Genomic DNA, 16431 nt, shown 5'->3' with positions numbered 1-16431 from the left:
GAAGTGCTTGTGCATGTGTGGCATTTTTGCCATCGTGTCACCGCAATTGACAGTCATCTGGGACAGCACGCGCAAAAGTGTGTCGGACGGGGATAGAGTTGCCAAAACTGTTTCGAGCAAATACGCCTTCGGGTGAAGGGCGCTGCTTTGCGACTTTGCTGACAAAGCTCGTGGCCAAGCCAGCGATTCTGCTGATTGCCGCATGCATGATGTGGTCGGGCCTATCGGTCTCGGCGTCCCATGCGGCGGGCGATACGCGGAGCCTGAAGCTCTATTTCGTCCATACCGGCGAAAAGGCGGTCATCACCTTCAAGCGCAACGGCAAATTCGACGCCAAGGGGCTGCAGCAGCTCAACCGCTTCCTGCGCGACTGGCGCCGCAACCAGCCGACCAAGATGGATCCGCGCCTTTTCGACCTGATCTGGGAAGTGTACCGCAAGAGCGGTTCGCGCGAATATATCCATGTCGTTTCGGCGTTCCGTTCGCCGCAGACCAATTCCATGCTGCGGTCACGCAGCAAGGGCGTCGCCGAAAAGAGCCAGCACATGCTCGGCAAGGCGATGGACTTCTATCTTCCCGACGTCAAGCTCGCCAATCTGCGCGCCATCGGCATGAAGATGCAGGTGGGTGGCGTCGGTTTTTATCCGACGTCCGGTTCGCCGTTCGTGCATATGGATGTCGGCAACGTCCGTTCCTGGCCGCGCATGAGCCGGCAGGAACTCGTTCGCCTGTTCCCCGACGGCAAGAGCATGCATCTGCCGGCTGACGGCAATCCGCTTCCGGGTTACCAGCAGGCACTGGCCGATCACAAGCGTCGTGCCGGCTCGGTGCAGATCGAGGTTGCCGATACGACGACGACAACGAAGCGCAAGGGTTTCTTCGCCGCGCTGTTCGGCGGCGGTGCCGACGAGGAAGAGGAGACCGGCCAGGCTGCGGAAGAGGTGTTGACGCCGACCCGCAAGCGCGACCAGCCGATCACCACGACGGCCGAGCAGGAGCCGGTGATGACGGCGGCGCTCGAGACCGAGAAGGAAAAGGACATCAATGCGCCGGTGCCGCTGGTGCGGCCGGCCTTCAAGGAGACGATGTCCGGCAACATGACGGCGCTGTTGCCGACCACCCGCAACGTTGCCGAGGAGGCTCTGCAGGCCGCATTGCCGGCAACGCCGGAAACGGAGCAGAACCGCGAGACCTTTGTCGATCTGGCTACCTACCGCATTCCGGTGCCGGAACTGCTCGGCAAGCGGAACATGGCCGGCGATGCCGAGGTTGAGGCCAACAGTGTCATGACCGCCTCCGTCGATCCGGCTGCGGCTGCCGCAGCCGAGACCGGTGAACTGGCCTTCGTGCCGGTGCCAGGCACGCGTCCGGCGCTTGCCGAAGCGCTGCTTGCCCAGGCGGCAGAAGCCAAGGTGGATGAGAAAAAGGTCGAGCAAGCCTCGCTGTCTCCGGATGTCATCGCCGCCCTGGAAAAGAGCGACGCGCGTCCTGTGGCCGGCGGCGTGACCATTCCGGCGGCGGAAGCGGCCGAGGAGGGAACCGAAGACTACCAGCGCGAAGCGGCGGAACTCGCCCGCGCCACCGGTGCCGCCGAAAACGACTATACCACCGACGAGCCGTCGGATAGCGACGGCATCATGCAGATGGCGGCGCTGGATACGGAAACCAAGCCGGTCATGCGCTCCGTCGATTTCGGCGATGCCTTCGACCAGCCGAAGGACAAGGAAGCCAAGGCCGAGCCGGTCAACGGCGAGCACACGGGCAGCCTGCCGGGCAAGGGCAAACGCCCGCAGAAGGCGGATGCCGAGGCAGATGCGGCGACCCGCGACACGATCCGGACCGAGCCGAAGCTGACCAAGCAGATCATTTCCCAGTGGGCGCTGAGCAAGGCGCGCTTCGAGGTGATCTCCAAGCCGGTCAAGGCGCCGCGTTTCGTCAGCCGCACCATGCGTGCCCAGCCGACGTCCGTTTACGCCACGGGCTTCACCGCGGCGACGGCCGAGATCGATCCGGGCCGGTTCAGCGGCTCCGCCGTCAACTTCATGGAAGTCCGCAAGTTCAACACGCGGAACTGAGTGCAGTACCCATGCGGGATGCCCTTGGCTGATGTGAATGGCACAGATTAAAAAACCCGCCGGAGCGATCCGGCGGGTTTTTGGTATTGCAGGTGATGGTGTCGCGGACGCTCAGCCTTCCGGTGGCGAGTCGATCATGCCGAGCGCGTGCAGGTAGGTATCGAGGATCAGGTCCTCCTCCATGCGTTCCTGCTCGTCCTTCTTACGCAATGCGATGACCTTCTTGAGGATCTTGGTGTCGAAGCCCATGCCCTTGGCTTCGCCGTAGACGTCCTTGATGTCGTCGGCGATGGTCTTCTTTTCTTCTTCCAGACGTTCGATGCGCTCGATAAAGGCGCGGAGTTGGTCGCGGGCGACGCCCTGGACATCAGACATCGGTCTCTCCTAACATTTCGGGATTGGCATTTTCGCAGGTGAGGTGCCGCGAACCGGGCGCGAGGTCAAGCCCGTAGCGGTCATTCCTTCGGCTTGTTCAGTTCAAATGCGGCTTTTTGCGCATCGCTGGCTTCGTTCTGGTGGCGTTTTTTCCACTCTTCATAGGGCATGCCGTAGACATGCTCGCGGGATTCGTCCTTGCTGATATCGACGCCGGCTTCGCTGGCGGCATCGCGATACCAGTTGGACAGGCAGTTGCGGCAGAAGCCGGCGAGGTTCATCAGGTCGATGTTCTGCACGTCGCTGCGGCTGCGCAGGTGCGACACCAGCCGGCGGAAGACGGCGGCTTCGAATTCTGTCTGCTGCTCCCGGCTGATGTCGGTCATGTCTGGTCTCCATAAGAAATGTCGTAGGCGCCGGTGCGGGAGGCAAAGACCCGGTATTCGTGCAGCGCCGGATCGTCGTTCAGGGCGGAAAAGATCGGCGCCAGCCGGGCGGCCCAGGCCGCTATGCCTTTTTGGTCGGCGATCAGGTCCTGCCGCACCTCGAGAAGCGCATGCGGGATGCCCTTCATCATGCAATGGCGATACATGGTATCGCCTTTCAGCGCGCCGTCATAGGGTTCGTTGTCGCCGACGACGATATCGCCGGCGGCCGCGAGATGCCGGATCAGCGGCCGCACGGCGCGGTCGTCGCTGTCCCAGAGAATGCCGGCATGCCAGGGACGCGGCACGCCTTTCCAGGCGGGGGTGAAGGAATGCAAGGAAAGCACCAGCGGCGCCCGGCCGGTCTTTTCGGCAACCGAAGCGATCGTCCGCGCCACGGCGTCGTGATAGGGACGATGATAGCGCACGAGGCGATCGTTCCACTCGGTCTCGGTGATCGGATGGTTGCCGGGGATGACGGCGCCGTCGGAGATCTTCATGATCAGCGTTGGGTCGTCCTCGCCGCGGTTCGGATCGATCAGCAGCCTGGAAAAGCAGCTCATCACCGCGGGCACGCCCAATCGGGACGACAGCGCCCGCGTCAGGCCTTCGATGCCGATATCATAGGCGATGTGGCGTTCGAAGGCGCTCTCCGGCAGGCCGAGGCGGCCATAAGCGGGCGGCAGGCGGTTCATGGCATGATCGGCGACGATCACCATGCCTTTGTCATGATTGCCGGATAGGGTTTCGTAGGCTGGAAAATCTGGCATGCGCGGTGACCGAGGGCCGGTTTGGTGTTCGCCGTTTGATCGCACGGGCCAAGGGGATGTGCAAGCCGATATCACCGGCCTTCATTTTGCCACGTCGTCCGTTTTGACTTTTATGGCAAATATAATCGATTAGAGCTGCGTTGACTTTCGGCGACTGGCATCGCAAGAAAGCACTGACGACAAATCATGGAGTCCCATCGGAAGCCGTGCCCCATATATTTCTGAATCTCTCCGGTTCGTGGCGTCTTTTCCTGGCGAAGGTCTTTCTCTTCGCGACCATTGCCGCAACCCCCATGGCTTTTGCCGGATCGGCGCATGCCGATTTCCGCGTCTGTAACGGAACCCAAAACCTCGTCGGCGTGGCGATCGGTTATCGCGCCAAGGAGGGCTGGATTTCGGAAGGCTGGTGGCAAGTGCCGGCGACCACATGCGCGACATTGATCGAAGGTGAGTTGCAGTCGCGTTATTATTATCTCTATGCCGAGGACGCCGCCCGAGGCGGTCGGTGGACTGGCGACGTCAACATGTGCGTTGCCGAAAACGAGTTCAAGATCGTCGGCGTGAACGACTGCTTCGCACGGGGCCACCAGCAGATGGGCTTCAAGGAATATGACACGGGTCGTCAGGGAAGCTGGATGGTTCAGCTTTCCGACACTCCAGGGACGCAAGAAAGCCAGAACTGATGAACCGCAATCGCAAAGTGAAGATCCTCGCCACACTCGGCCCAGCCTCCTCCGAGGAAGCGATGATCCAGAAACTGCACGAGGCAGGTGCCGATCTTTTCCGCATCAACATGAGCCATGCGAGCCATGACGTGATGCGAACCCTCATCCAGCGCATCCGCAGCGTCGAAAGCCGCTGTGGTCGGCCGATCGGCATTCTTGCCGACCTGCAGGGACCAAAACTGCGCGTCGGCAAGTTTGCCGATACCAAGGTGGAGTTAAAGCCGGGCCAGACATTCACGCTGGATAACAGCGATGCGCCGGGCGACGCCACCCGCGTCTATCTGCCGCATCCGGAAATTCTCGAAGCCGTCAAGCCGGGCGACCGGCTTCTGATCGACGACGGCAAGCTGGCGCTGCGCGCTGTCAAATGTGATGGCAAGAGCATCGTCACCACGGTGGTCTCGGGAACCAAGATTTCCGACAAGAAGGGCGTCAGCCTGCCCGATACCCTGCTCGGCGTCGGCGCGCTGACGGAAAAGGACCGTATCGACCTCGACGCCGTTCTGGCGACGAACGATGTCGACTGGGTGGCGCTCTCCTTCGTGCAGCGTCCCGATGACCTGGCGGAAGTGCGCAAGATCGCCCGCGGCCGCGTCGGCATCATGTCGAAGATCGAGAAGCCGCAGGCGCTGGAGCGCATCGACGAAATCATCGAGCTGTCCGATGCACTGATGGTCGCCCGCGGCGACCTCGGCGTCGAGATGCCGCTGGAATCGGTGCCGGGCATCCAGAAGCAGCTGATCCGTGCCTGCCGCCGTGCCGGCAAGCCGGTGGTCGTCGCCACGCAGATGCTGGAATCGATGATCTCGGCGCCCGTCCCGACGCGCGCCGAAGTGTCGGACGTGTCGATCGCCGTCTTCGAAGGCGCCGATGCGATCATGCTCTCGGCAGAATCCGCCTCCGGCGACTATCCGGTCGAAGCCGTGTCGATGATGGCCTCGGTGGCCAGCACCGTCGAACGCGACGTCAACTATCCCGGCATCATCTATGCCCAGCGCGCCCAGCCGGAAGCGACCGGCGCCGACGCCATTTCGCTGGCGGCCCGCCAGATCGCTGAAACGCTGAAACTGTCGGCCGTCGTCTGCTACACCTCGTCGGGCACCACAGGCCTGCGCGCCTCGCGCGAACGGCCGCAGGTGCCGATCATCGCCCTGTCGCCGATCATCCAGACCGCCCGCCGCCTGTCGGTCGTCTGGGGCCTGCACTGTGTGGTCACCAACGATGCCAGCGATCTCGGCGACATGGTCGACCGCGCCTGCCGCATCGTCGTCTCCGAAGGTTTCGGCAAGCCGGGCGACCGCATCATCATTTCCGCCGGCTTCCCGCTCGGCACGCCCGGCGCGACGAACATGTTGCGCATCGCCTATATCGGTTCGGACGGCCTGAGCGGTATCTGAGACAATTGGGGTGGCTTCGGCCGCCTGCCTGAACGCAGAAATTTGAAGCGCGCCGCGATATCGATGATCGCGACGCGCTTTTCTATTTGCAGCAGGGGGTACGGGCTATTTCCCGGTTCAGAGCGTAAATGTTGTCGGCGTCGTGGCGCCAGAGCCTACCGTTGCGCCGAGAATGGCCGTAAGCTTGCCGATCTGATCTCCGAGGGCGGAGATGGCATCGGATGCGCCGGCGCGCTCGGCGTTCTTCTCCTGCTGCATCTTGCGGAGAGCCTCCTGCAGCAGCCGTCTGATCTCTTCGGCAAGCGATTTGAAGTCTGCGAGGATGTCGCGCTCCTCGGAGGATGGCGTGGAGCGTTCCATGCCGTCCTGCATCGTTTCCAGATAGGCCTGTTGTGCGATCGAGTCACCGCCGTCCTCTTCCGAGGCATCGGCCGAAACCGTTGTCGCCACAAGCGAACTGGCAGTTGTCGCCGTCCCCGCTGCGTCTGGGGCCATGAGGTCGCCGGAGGCGGCGAAATCATTGGCGGCTGCCGCAACCTGTTGGCCGAGCGCGGCGGCCTGCCTGGCGACCACCTCCGGGCTGAAACTCCAGCGCCGCAGGAATTCGAGCTGCGCCTTGGCGTCTCCCAGTTTCTGCTTCGCCCGTGCAACGCGCGTTGCTTCCTCGATCTCGCCGGATGTCTTGATATAGGCGAGGGCCTGGTTGAGCGAACTCGGCTGCGTGTCCAGGGTGGTCCGCGTCGCGCCGGTGGAGGTGGGCTCCGCCGTCAGCGGTTTCGTAAATGCGGTATTGGCCAGACTGTTGATTTGCATGGATGTTGCCTCTTCTTCGGGCTCCATCCTTTCTTCTGCGGCTTGCGCCGGGCTTGGGCGTGCTGGCGATGACCGTCATTTTCCCAGTAAGGCGATGCGCGCTTCGGCGATCGCGACGACCTCGTCCAGATCGGCAGGTTTGCGGCCTTCCGCGTTCCGAATAACCGTGGCCGGGCTGGTCGACGAATAGTATTTCCGCACGGCCGTCCAGGGCGCCGGCAAAGGCGTGCGACTGGTCGCGCAGGTTCCGTGGATGAAGACGATCGGCGGCAGGTCCGGATGGTACGGCTTCGCAATCAGGACGGAGTTGAGCGCGTAGCCGCCGGCATTGCTTTTTCACTATCCCGGCGGAGTTACCGGTCGCATCCGTCCAACAGGATCAGGAACGACTGCCGGCCAGTTTTTCGGAGATGGTGTTCATCTGCTCCTGGGCGTTCCGGTCGGCCGGGTAGATTTCCAGATAGCGCTCCCATGCCTTCAGGGCCAGCGCCTCGTGGTTCGATTCCGACATGATCGCCGCCATGCCGGCGAGCGCGCCGAAATGGCGCGGTTCCAGCGCCAGAACGCGGTTGATGTCCGACATCGATTTGCGCGTGTTGCCGAGCGCATAATGCAGCGTGGCGCGACGGTTCCAGCCTTCGACATAGTCGGGCTTGAGCAGGGTCACCTGGTCGAGGAAATCGAAAGCTGCGGCATTGCGTTTTTCACCGATCGCCGTTTCGGCCCACTGCATCAGCAGGTTGACGGTGGCGCTGCCCGAATCGTTCCATTCCATGGCGATCTGGTTGGCGATGCCCTTGGCGGTGTCGGGATCGCGCTGGCGCTTGAGCTGGGCGAAAAGATTGTCGATGCGCTGCCTGGAGGTTTCGCTTGCCTGCGGCTGCTCGATAATCACCTGGGTGGCCTTGTCCGCCGCAAAGGAGGGCAGGGGCAAAGCGAGAAAAAAAGCCAGCGCCAGAATCGTGCGCGGAGTCGTAAAAATGCTCATGGCGGACATGGTAGCCCGCCATCGCAGAAGATCAAACGGAAATCTCGTCACGCTCCTAAAAGTGATCGGGCGGCCAGTGGCCGCCCAAGATCGAAAGCGTGCGCGCGCAATCAGCCCTGGCGAGCCTTGAAGCGCGGGTTCTGCTTGTTGATGATGTAAATACGGCCCTTGCGGCGAACCAGGCGATTGTCGCGATGACGTGCCTTGAGCGACTTGAGCGAATTCTTGATCTTCATTTTTCTGATCCGCAGTGGTTTGGGAGAATTCACATTCGCCCGTATCTTCGACATTCAAAAGCGTACCTGACGGCCCGCTCTTAGGTTGGCGCTGCAGATAACCCGGCCTCTGGTCCATGTCAACCATGTGAAGGCTTTTTTCGCTGCTTTTCCAGCCGTTCACAGCCTTTGGCGGCGGGCGGGAGAGGCTTGAAAAGGTCCGGGAAAGGCCTGTTTCAAGCCTTTCGCTGCAGCGTGGTGACATGGCCCATCTTGCGGCCGGGCCGTGATTCCGTCTTGCCGTAGAGATGGACGAGCGTATCGGCGCGCCGCAGCCAGTCCGGCAGGTCGAGGATGTCGTCGCCGATCAGGTTCCGCATCACGCAGTCGGAATGCCGGTCGGCATTGCCGAGCGGCAGGCCGGTGACGGCGCGGATATGCTGCTCGAACTGCGACACGACACAGGCCGCCTCCGTCCAGTGCCCGGAATTGTGGACGCGCGGCGCCATCTCGTTGGCGATCAGCCCGCCATCGGCAAGCACGAAGAATTCGATGCCGACGACGCCGACGTAGTTCAGCGTCGACAGGATCTTTCCGGCGGCGTCGCGGGCGGCATCGGCTGTTGCAGCGGAGATCGACGCAGGGAGTGTCGAGGTGTGCAGGATACCGTTGCGATGGACGTTTTCCGCCGGATCGAAGCAGACGACCGCGCCATCGATAGAACGGGCGGCGATGATCGACACCTCGCGCTCGAAGGCGACGAAACTTTCGAGGATCAGCGGCACGCCGCCAAGGGCGGCAAACGCGCCGTCGGCGCTGTCTTCCGCCGAACGGAAGACCTTCTGACCCTTGCCGTCGTAACCGAGGCGCCGTGTCTTCAGCACGCCCTGTCCGCTGAAATCGGCAAGCGCCCGTTCCAGCTCTTCCTGGCTGTCGACGGCGTGGAAACGGGCGGTGGGGATGCCGCAGCCGTTGATGAAGCGTTTTTCCACCAGCCGGTCCTGGGCCGCTTCCAGCGCCCGCGGCGGCGGGTAGACGGCGACCGAGGCGGCGAGCGTTTCGGCGGCCTGAACCGGGACGTTCTCGAACTCGTAGGTGACGACATCGCAGGCGGCGGCGAGTTCTGCGAGCGCGGCAGCATCGTCATAGGCCGCGACGATCTGCCGGTTGGCAAGCTGGGCGGCCGGGCAGTCCGCTTGCGGCTCCAGGATGACGGTGCGGAAATTCAGCCGCGCTGCGGCCATCGCCAGCATGCGGCCGAGCTGGCCACCGCCTATGATGCCAATCGTGCTTGCCGTCATCAGATTTCGTCCATCGGGTATTCGGCGACCGAGTCGGTCTGGCGCTCGCGCCATTCGTCGAGGCGAACGGCAAGATCGTCATCCATCAGCGCCAGGACCGCAGCGGCGAGAAGGGCGGCATTGACGGCACCGGCCTTGCCGATCGCCAGCGTGCCGACGGGAATGCCGGCCGGCATCTGCACGATCGACAGCAGGCTGTCCTTGCCGGACAGCGTCCGCGACTGCACCGGTACGCCGAACACCGGCAGCGGGGTCATGGCGGCGGTCATGCCCGGCAGGTGGGCGGCACCGCCGGCGCCGGCGATAATGACCTTGAAGCCTTCGTCGCGGGCGCCCTTGGAAAAGCGCACCAGCCGGTCGGGCGTGCGGTGGGCGGAGATGATCCGCGCCTCGTAGCTGATATCGAGCGCTTCCAGCGTGTCGGCGGCGTTCTTCATGGTTTCCCAGTCGGACTGGCTGCCCATGATGATGGCGACGGGCGGTGTATCTGCGGCTGTCACGGTCCGGACCTTCCTGCCATCAGGCGATGATATCGGGGACGATCTGGTCTTCGAGCTTGCTGAGCTTGTCTTTGATCACCAGCTTTTTCTTTTTCATGCGCTGGATCCGCAGGGCCTCGCAGCCGACCTCGATCATGGCGTTGATCGCCGCGTCATAATCTTCATGCTCCTGGCGTAGTCGAGCAACCAAAAGCCTTATGTCCGCCTGTTCCTGATCGGCCATGCCAAGATCCCCACTTTTCACTTGCGGACGAATGCCGTCCGATCTGCTCCTGATTTCCGCAAGCTCCTATCATCAAATGCCGGTAACGGGAAGTTATCCCTCTTCATGAATTTGCCGCGGAGAGGTCACGATTTCGCCTTCGACAATCGCCGAACTTCGTGTCACAATCCTGTCGTTAACTCGAACCGCGGCGCTTTAGGGCCGGGGTTGGACAGAAGGAAGGACGTGACGAATGACCATTCAGGCTCATCTTGAATCACTCGAAAAGAAGCACGGTGTCTTGGAGGAGCAACTGCACCATGCTTTGACTTCACCCTCCATGGACGACACGCTGATCGCAGATATCAAGCGTCGCAAACTACGCCTCAAAGATGAGATGGAGCGCCTGAGAGCCACCACACACTAACCTCTCCCTCGAAAACTTTCTAACGCATGAGGCCATCGGTCGGGCGAGCGGTCCGAGTTCAGAATAACGGATGCGGAATAACCGCCTTCCGGTGGCCGGCGCAAAAGCGCAAAGACAGACCGGAGATGTTGTGCCGGTTATCGAGATTGGTTCTGGTCGTGGCGTCGGGAAATGCCCGTTACGACCAGAACTGATCCAGCCAGAGGTTCAGCCTGTCGAAGCCGGGCTTGTTGACCGAATAGATCCGCTTCGTTCCCTCTGACGTCACACACACCAGATTGCAGTCGAGCAGCGCCTTGAGATGCTGCGACACGGCCGGCCGGCTGATCGGCAGGCCGCTGGCAAGATCGTTGACCGTCTTCGGCGCGCGCCGCAATTCCTCCAGCAGGTAGCGTCGGTTCGGATCAGCAATCGCGGAAAAAGGATCGGTTGAGGACATGGCCGAAAAGCTACGTCAAAGGCCGAAGGCAGGCAAGTGAAATTGTGCAGTGCAGCGCATTGTGTACGAGACGGTTACCAGATCACGCCGAGGCCGTCGATGAACAGCTTTATGGCGGCCAGAAGCGCCATCAGATACATGAACGGATAAAAGACGTCCGGCTTCATGCGCCGGATGATCCAGGCGCCCGCGACCGTCGCCAGCGGCGCGAACGGCAGTAGGCTGGCGGAGATCGCCAGGTTGGTGCTGTCGAGCTGCCCGAGCGCGAAATAGGGCAGCAGTTTCACGAAATTGAGGACGGCGAAAAAACGCACGCTGGTGCCGGTATAGGTCCTCGGGTCGAGTTTCAGCGGCAGGCCGTAGATCTGGAAGGGCGGACCGCCGGCATGCGCCACGAAGCTGCCATAGCCGGAGAGCATCGACCAGAAGGTGGCCGCAACCGGGCGCTGCCCTTTCGCCTCCACCGGTACGCCCGCCAGCGGGCCGAAACGATTGTAGAAATAGCGCAGCGCAAACCAGATCGTCACCGCGCCGATGACGAGCCGCATGACCTCCGCCGGCACCGCCGCCGAGGTCGCCCAGCCGAGCGCAATGCCGATCAGGGCGCCCGGCAGCATCAGCAGTAGGGTGCGCCTGTCGTAAAAATGCCGCCAGAGCCAGAGGGAAACCCAATCCATGACGATCAGGATCGGCAGCATGATCGCTGCCGCCTGGACGGGAGAGACCGCCATGGCCAGGATCGGCACGCCCATCAGCCCCAATGCCTCGCCCATGCCACCCTTGGTCAGGCCGACGAGGATGACGGCGGGAATGGCGAGCGCGTAAAAGGAGGCGTCTGGGAGCATGGCTCTGGTTCCGGGCAAAGGATGTCGGAAATGGTTTCGGAATCGGCGGGACGGTCACGATAGTGCATTCCGGTGCTGACATCCATGCATTGCCGGGCGGCTTCCATCCTGTTTTACGACGAAATTTTGTGCATTGCAGCATGCGCGCATGTTTTTTGAGCGAGCTGCGTCTTTGGTGCATGCCTACATTGCAGGCTTATGCCTTCAAAATATGCAGGCGGAGGCATATATCAGCCTCGTGAAAAGGAGAAAGACGATGAACATCCGCCAGAAGATCAAGGAATATGCAGCTGCTCGCAAGGCTATGCGCGAACTGCAGGCGCTCGACGATCACACGCTTGCCGACCTCGGCATTTCGCGTTCGCAGATCCGCGCCGCTGTCCTCGGTCAGTAATCTGATCCGACATCGGTCAGCGCGCTGATCCGAAACCTGCATATTGCAGGACCGTTAAACCCCGCTTGCTGGCGGGGTTTCGTGTTTTTGGGCCTGCCGCGGGCCTCTTCCGCGCTGCGTTGGAAAGAGCGCGGTTGATCCGGATGCCGGACCGGTCTATCGGAATGTCATGACCCGAGCCGTGGAGACGGAAACTGCATGACCACCGGACCTGAAAATCGCTGCCGACTCGTCCTGATCGTCCCTGATATCGCCGATATCGAGGAAAGGCGGACGATGCTTGCCGATGCGCTGCGCGGCGGCGACGTCGCCTCGGTGATCGTGCCGCAATACGGGCTGGACGATACGCTGTTCCAGAAGCATGCCGAGCGCCTTGTGCCGGTGATCCAGGAAGCGGGCGCTGCGGCGCTGATCGCCGGCGACAGCCGCGTTGCCGGCCGCGCCAAGGCCGATGGCCTGCACATTGCCGGCGGCGTGGTCGAACTGGCCGAAGCCATCGAGAAACACACGCCGAAACTGATCGTCGGCGGCGGCAATGCCGGTGACCGGCACAATGCCCTCGAAGTCGGCGAAGTGCGGCCGGACTATATCTTCTTCGGCAAGCTCGACGGCGACATCAAGCCGGAAGCGCATCCGAAAAACGTCGCGCTCGGCGAATGGTGGGCGGCGATGATCGAGATTCCCTGCATCGTCATGGGCGGCACCGATCCGGCCTCGGCGCTGGTGGTAGCCGAAAGCGGCGCCGAGTTCGTCGCCCTGCGTCAGGCGGTGTTCGGCGAGGCCGCGGCGGCGGCCCGCATCGTTGCGGAAGTGAACGCCCTTCTTGACGAAAAAGCGCCACGGTTTGACGATTGATAGCGTCATGCTGTTTTCGCGCTGCCTTGCCCTGCATTCTTTCGTTCTTGTCGTCGCCCTTGCGGCGAGCATCCTGCCGGCCATGGCGCAGGCGACCGACAATGTCGTCACCCGTCCGGTGGAAGGTGAGGCCGAACTGCTGAAAAAAGGCCGCATCGTCGGTCAGGATGCGCAGGCCGGCGACGGCGGGACCAAGGGCAAGGACGGACAGCCGGTAGACGGCAAGGCCGAACCCGGCGGTATCGGCGTGTTCGACCGCATGGGGGCCGAATTGCCGGCACTGCCGCCGGAAAAAGAATATAAAGGGCCGGTGGACGAAGCCTACGGCGCCTTCCAGCGCGGTTATTACCTGACGGCGATGGACAAGGCGTTGCCGCGTGCCCAGCTTGGCGATCCGGCGGCGCAGACGCTGATCGCCGAAATGATGTCGCAGGGCCTTGGCGTCAAGAAGGACATGAAGGCCGCCTCCTTCTGGTATGGCCAGGCGGCGCAGAACGGCGATCCCGCCGGCATGTTCAAATATGCGCTGATGCTGATGGAGGGGCGTGAAGTACCCCGCGACAAGGCCAAATCCGACGAACTGATGAAGAAGGCTGCCGATGCCGGCAATCCGTCGGCGCAGTTCAACCATGCCCAGGTGCTGGTGGCCGACAATCCCGGCGATCGCGGCCTGCACCTTGCCCTGCCCTATTACGAAAAATCCGCTGAGCAGGGTATTGCCGATGCGCAATATGCCGTGGCGCAACTCTATATGACGCTCACCGATGTCGGTGCCGAAAAGCGGGGCCGGGCGCGGGAGTGGATGGTGCGGGCGGCGCGGGCCGGTTTCGATACCGCGCAGCTCGACATGGGCGTCTGGCTGATCAACGGTGTCGGCGGCGCCCGCGATTTCGATGCCGGCTTCAACTGGCTGCGCGTGGCGGCGAACCGCGGCAACATCGTTGCCCAGAACAAGCTGGCTCACCTCTTCATCAATGCCATCGGAACCAAGCCGGATCCGATCGAAGCGGCGAAATGGTATGTGCTTTCCCGCCGCGCCGGCCTCAAGGATCCGAAGCTGGAGGATTATTACCTTGGCCTCACGGACGAGCAGCAGAAGCAGGCAATCGATGCTGCCAACAAGTTCAAGCGCCACTGATTGCGCCTGTCGCATGGCGCGGGGGATCTAGCATGGCTGTCGGTGCCGAAATTTTCGACTGTCAGTCCTGCGGCGCCTGCTGCGCCTATTCGGCCGACTGGCCGCGGTTTTCGATCGAGGAGGATGAACAGCTCGAGAAGATCCCCGAGGCGTTCGTCGCCGCCGACCTGAGCGGCATGCGCTGCGACGGCACGCGTTGTCTGGCGCTTGCCGGCGAGATCGGCAAACACGTCGCCTGCACCATCTACGACGTCCGTCCCGAGGTCTGTCGCGAATGCATGCCGGGAGATCCGGAATGCCTGATGGCCCGCGCCGAACGCGGCATGCCAGCGATTTGAAGCATGTCGTGCAAAACTGTGCAGCGGTTTTGCGAAGACGACATGCGGAAACAAGGAGCGAAAGCGTGAGTGCGAATCTGAAAGATCGCGGCACGCTTTCGGCCGCTCCCCTTGAATTTCATCGGGATTTGTGATCTTGAGGCCGCACTCTATCAATGATGACGCATAATCGCCGCCACGCAGGCCGCTGGAGCCGTGGCGAGACGCCAGTTTCAAGGAAATCGCCACATGGCCCGTTCAGCCCTCCTCAATGTCATGGTCCAGGCCGCCCTCAAGGCCGGCAAGTCGCTCTCGCGTGATTTCGGGGAAGTGCAGAACCTGCAGGTGTCGGTCAAGGGACCGGCGGATTTCGTCAGTCAGGCCGACCGCCGCGCCGAGAGGGTCATCCGCGACGAACTTCTGAAGGCCCGCCCGACCTATGGTTTCCTGGGCGAGGAGAGCGACGAGATCAAGGGCACCGACGGCGCGCATCGCTGGATCGTCGATCCGCTCGACGGCACGACCAACTTCCTGCACGGCATTCCGCTGTTTGCCGTTTCCATCGCGTTGGAGCGCAACGGCGAAATCGTCGCCGGCGTCGTCTTCAATCCGGCGACGGATGAGCTTTATACCGCCGAAAAGGGTTCCGGCGCCTTCCTCAACGACCGCCGGTTGCGCGTCGCCGCGCGCAAGGTGCTGTCGGATGCCGTCGTCGGCTGCGGCGTGCCGCATCTCGGCCGTCGCAACCACGGCGCCTTCCTCATCGAGTTGCGTCATGTGATGGGCGAAGTCGCCGGCGTTCGCCGTCTCGGCGCCGCTGCCCTCGACCTTGCTTATGTCGCCGCCGGCCGCTTCGACGGTTTCTGGGAAAACCACCTCAACGCCTGGGACATCGCTGCCGGCCTGCTGCTGATTCGCGAAGCCGGCGGTTATGCCACCGATTGGAATGGCGGTGCGACCAGCATCGAAAGCGGCGAGGTCGTCGCCGGCAACGAATATATCCACAAGGCGTTGACGGACGTCATCAAGCGCCCGGTGCCGACGAAATAAGGCGCATTAGCATCGCCTTGCGGACAGGCGGCTTTCGTCGCCGTTTTGCGCGGCTTGTCCCTTCAATTCGCTGCAATTCTCCACTAGTCTCCGGCAGCGGTTTTCCGGAGGCTTTGGAACAGAATGGCACATATGAACCTGTCGGATGTGGATGAGGTGGAGGGCGAGGCCCGCGACTTCGGGTACGGCGGCAAGCTTTCCAGCCCCATGACGTTTTTCTGGACGATGGTCATCTTCCTGATCATCGTCGGGTTCATCGCCGCCATCCTCTACCGGCAGGCGCATGCCGCCTTCGTCACCAATCCCGGCCTCAACGGCCTGATCCTCGGCGTGCTCCTGATCGGCGTCATCCTGGTGTTCAACCACGTGCTGGCGCTCCGGCCGGAAGTGCGCTGGTTCAACTCGTTCCGCGCCGCCGGCAGCGCCGAGCGCGTCGGCCGCGATCCGCGCCTCTTGGCGCCGATGCGCTCGCTGATCGGCAACCGTCATTCGCTGGCGCTATCGACGACGGCGCTGCGCTCGATCCTCGATTCCATCGCCACCCGCCTGGACGAGTCCCGCGATACCTCGCGTTACCTTATCGGCCTCTTGGTCTTCCTCGGCCTGCTCGGCACCTTCTGGGGTCTGCTCGGCACCATCGGCTCGATCAACTCCGTCATCCAGTCGCTGGATCCGGGCACGGGCGGGAGCGCCGACATCCTGCAGTCGCTGAAGGACGGTCTTTCCGCGCCGCTGACGGGCATGGGCACGGCGTTCTCCTCCTCGCTGCTCGGTCTGTCCGGCTCGCTGATCCTCGGCTTCCTCGATCTGCAGGCCGGCCGGGCACAGAACCGCTTCTACATGGAACTGGAAAACTGGCTGTCGTCGGTGACCGACGTCAATTCGGATATCGCCCCCGTGGTCGAGGCCGTCGCCGCCGGCGGCTCGTCGGAAGAGATCCGCGCGCTCACCGAACATTTGATGCGCGTTTCCGAAGAGGGCGGCAGCGGCGGCGGGCAGCGCTCCGTGCAGGCGATGGCGAACCTCGCCGAAGGCATCCAGGGCCTGGTCAAGAACATGCGCAACGAACAGCAGATGCTGCGCGACTGGATCGAGGCGCAACAAGAGGAGGCGAAGGCGATGCGCAAGACGCTCGACCGCCTCTCCGAACGGCTGTCCGACAGGGCGGGGAGCAAATAAG

The 16431-nt window shown here is 62.6% G+C and carries 21 protein-coding genes and 1 pseudogene; 10 read left to right on the top strand and 12 right to left on the bottom strand.

Annotation, left to right across the window (positions count from 1 at the left end; genetic code table 11):
- Positions 1-98 precede the first annotated feature (98 nt).
- A complete protein-coding gene (locus tag DEM27_RS06265) occupies positions 99-2075 on the top strand; it encodes a peptidoglycan L,D-endopeptidase MepK (protein ID WP_420028799.1) in 1977 nt (658 codons plus the stop codon).
- Between the two features lie 111 nt (positions 2076-2186).
- Here the strand turns inward: DEM27_RS06265 and DEM27_RS06260 are convergent, their stop codons facing one another.
- From DEM27_RS06260 to DEM27_RS06250, 3 genes are all read right to left on the bottom strand, one after another.
- Complete coding sequence (locus DEM27_RS06260; protein WP_109457340.1) at positions 2187-2450, bottom strand: DUF2312 domain-containing protein; 264 nt, start codon at positions 2448-2450, stop codon at positions 2187-2189.
- An 80-nt stretch (positions 2451-2530) separates the two neighbouring features.
- A complete protein-coding gene (locus DEM27_RS06255; RefSeq protein WP_109457339.1) occupies positions 2531-2836 on the bottom strand; it encodes a DUF1244 domain-containing protein in 306 nt (101 codons plus the stop codon).
- Positions 2833-3645: an N-formylglutamate amidohydrolase gene (locus DEM27_RS06250; RefSeq protein ID WP_109457338.1), complete on the bottom strand. Its 813-nt coding sequence runs from the start codon at positions 3643-3645 to the stop codon at positions 2833-2835. Before DEM27_RS06250 ends, DEM27_RS06255 begins: the two co-directional genes overlap by 4 nt.
- Positions 3646-3938: 293 nt before the next feature.
- Between DEM27_RS06250 and DEM27_RS06245 the strand changes: the two genes are divergently transcribed.
- Positions 3939-4328: a DUF1036 domain-containing protein gene (locus DEM27_RS06245; protein WP_109457697.1), complete on the top strand. Its 390-nt coding sequence runs from the start codon at positions 3939-3941 to the stop codon at positions 4326-4328.
- On the top strand, positions 4328-5767 hold the full coding sequence (gene pyk / locus DEM27_RS06240; RefSeq protein WP_109457337.1) for a pyruvate kinase: 1440 nt from the start codon (positions 4328-4330) through the stop codon (positions 5765-5767). Before DEM27_RS06245 ends, pyk begins: the two co-directional genes overlap by 1 nt.
- 117 nt (positions 5768-5884) lie before the next feature.
- Here pyk and DEM27_RS06235 read toward each other — a convergent pair whose 3' ends face one another.
- The 7 genes and pseudogenes from DEM27_RS06235 to DEM27_RS06205 all read right to left on the bottom strand — a co-directional run bounded on the left by DEM27_RS06235 (position 5885) and on the right by DEM27_RS06205 (position 9807).
- Positions 5885-6580, bottom strand: a complete 696-nt coding sequence (locus tag DEM27_RS06235; protein WP_128755451.1) for a hypothetical protein — start codon at positions 6578-6580, stop codon at positions 5885-5887.
- A 139-nt stretch (positions 6581-6719) separates the two neighbouring features.
- Positions 6720-6910, bottom strand: a pseudogene (locus tag DEM27_RS34550) (alpha/beta fold hydrolase); the annotation flags it as partial.
- Between the two features lie 49 nt (positions 6911-6959).
- Entirely contained in the window at positions 6960-7577 is a 618-nt protein-coding gene (locus DEM27_RS06225) for a tetratricopeptide repeat protein (protein ID WP_109457335.1), read from the bottom strand.
- Between the two features lie 101 nt (positions 7578-7678).
- Positions 7679-7804: a type B 50S ribosomal protein L36 gene (gene ykgO, locus DEM27_RS06220; protein ID WP_109457334.1), complete on the bottom strand. Its 126-nt coding sequence runs from the start codon at positions 7802-7804 to the stop codon at positions 7679-7681.
- Between the two features lie 215 nt (positions 7805-8019).
- Positions 8020-9084: a 5-(carboxyamino)imidazole ribonucleotide synthase gene (locus tag DEM27_RS06215; RefSeq protein WP_109457333.1), complete on the bottom strand. Its 1065-nt coding sequence runs from the start codon at positions 9082-9084 to the stop codon at positions 8020-8022.
- Positions 9084-9548: a 5-(carboxyamino)imidazole ribonucleotide mutase gene (gene purE, locus DEM27_RS06210; protein WP_109457696.1), complete on the bottom strand. Its 465-nt coding sequence runs from the start codon at positions 9546-9548 to the stop codon at positions 9084-9086. The genes DEM27_RS06215 and purE overlap by 1 nt, the downstream gene beginning before the upstream one ends.
- A gap of 55 nt (positions 9549-9603) precedes the next feature.
- Positions 9604-9807 carry a YdcH family protein gene (locus DEM27_RS06205; protein WP_109457332.1) on the bottom strand — a complete coding sequence of 68 codons (204 nt, stop codon included), beginning with the start codon at positions 9805-9807 and terminating at the stop codon, positions 9604-9606.
- A 232-nt stretch (positions 9808-10039) separates the two neighbouring features.
- Here DEM27_RS06205 and DEM27_RS06200 point away from each other — a divergent pair, with 232 nt between their 5' ends.
- Entirely contained in the window at positions 10040-10213 is a 174-nt protein-coding gene (locus tag DEM27_RS06200) for a YdcH family protein (protein WP_109457331.1), read from the top strand.
- 178 nt (positions 10214-10391) lie between these two features.
- Here DEM27_RS06200 and DEM27_RS06195 read toward each other — a convergent pair whose 3' ends face one another.
- Both DEM27_RS06195 and DEM27_RS06190 read right to left on the bottom strand, forming a co-directional pair.
- Positions 10392-10652, bottom strand: a complete 261-nt coding sequence (locus DEM27_RS06195) for an ArsR/SmtB family transcription factor (RefSeq protein ID WP_109457330.1) — start codon at positions 10650-10652, stop codon at positions 10392-10394.
- A 74-nt stretch (positions 10653-10726) separates the two neighbouring features.
- Positions 10727-11497 (bottom strand): sulfite exporter TauE/SafE family protein, encoded by a 771-nt coding sequence (locus tag DEM27_RS06190; protein ID WP_109457329.1) that lies wholly within the window; start codon positions 11495-11497, stop codon positions 10727-10729.
- Between the two features lie 256 nt (positions 11498-11753).
- On the opposite strand from DEM27_RS06190, the gene DEM27_RS06185 reads away from it, so the two are divergent.
- From DEM27_RS06185 to DEM27_RS06160, 6 genes are all read left to right on the top strand, one after another.
- Positions 11754-11891 (top strand): DUF1127 domain-containing protein, encoded by a 138-nt coding sequence (locus DEM27_RS06185; protein WP_109457328.1) that lies wholly within the window; start codon positions 11754-11756, stop codon positions 11889-11891.
- 198 nt (positions 11892-12089) lie between these two features.
- Positions 12090-12746, top strand: a complete 657-nt coding sequence (locus DEM27_RS06180; protein WP_109457327.1) for a thiamine phosphate synthase — start codon at positions 12090-12092, stop codon at positions 12744-12746.
- Positions 12736-13884: a tetratricopeptide repeat protein gene (locus DEM27_RS06175; protein WP_245445718.1), complete on the top strand. Its 1149-nt coding sequence runs from the start codon at positions 12736-12738 to the stop codon at positions 13882-13884. Before DEM27_RS06180 ends, DEM27_RS06175 begins: the two co-directional genes overlap by 11 nt.
- Positions 13885-13916: 32 nt before the next feature.
- Positions 13917-14222, top strand: coding sequence for a YkgJ family cysteine cluster protein (locus tag DEM27_RS06170; protein WP_109457325.1), 306 nt, complete (start codon positions 13917-13919; stop codon positions 14220-14222).
- Positions 14223-14450: 228 nt separating this feature from the next.
- Complete coding sequence (locus DEM27_RS06165) at positions 14451-15251, top strand: inositol monophosphatase family protein (RefSeq protein WP_109457324.1); 801 nt, start codon at positions 14451-14453, stop codon at positions 15249-15251.
- A gap of 123 nt (positions 15252-15374) precedes the next feature.
- Entirely contained in the window at positions 15375-16430 is a 1056-nt protein-coding gene (locus tag DEM27_RS06160) for a flagellar motor protein MotA (RefSeq protein WP_109457323.1), read from the top strand.
- The last annotated feature ends 1 nt before the right edge of the window (position 16431 follow it).

Source organism: Rhizobium album (genome assembly GCF_003122325.1).
Lineage (GTDB): Bacteria > Pseudomonadota > Alphaproteobacteria > Rhizobiales > Rhizobiaceae > Metarhizobium > Metarhizobium album.
Note: the sequence above shows the minus strand (reverse complement) of the source record. Positions and strands in the feature narration are given on the sequence as shown.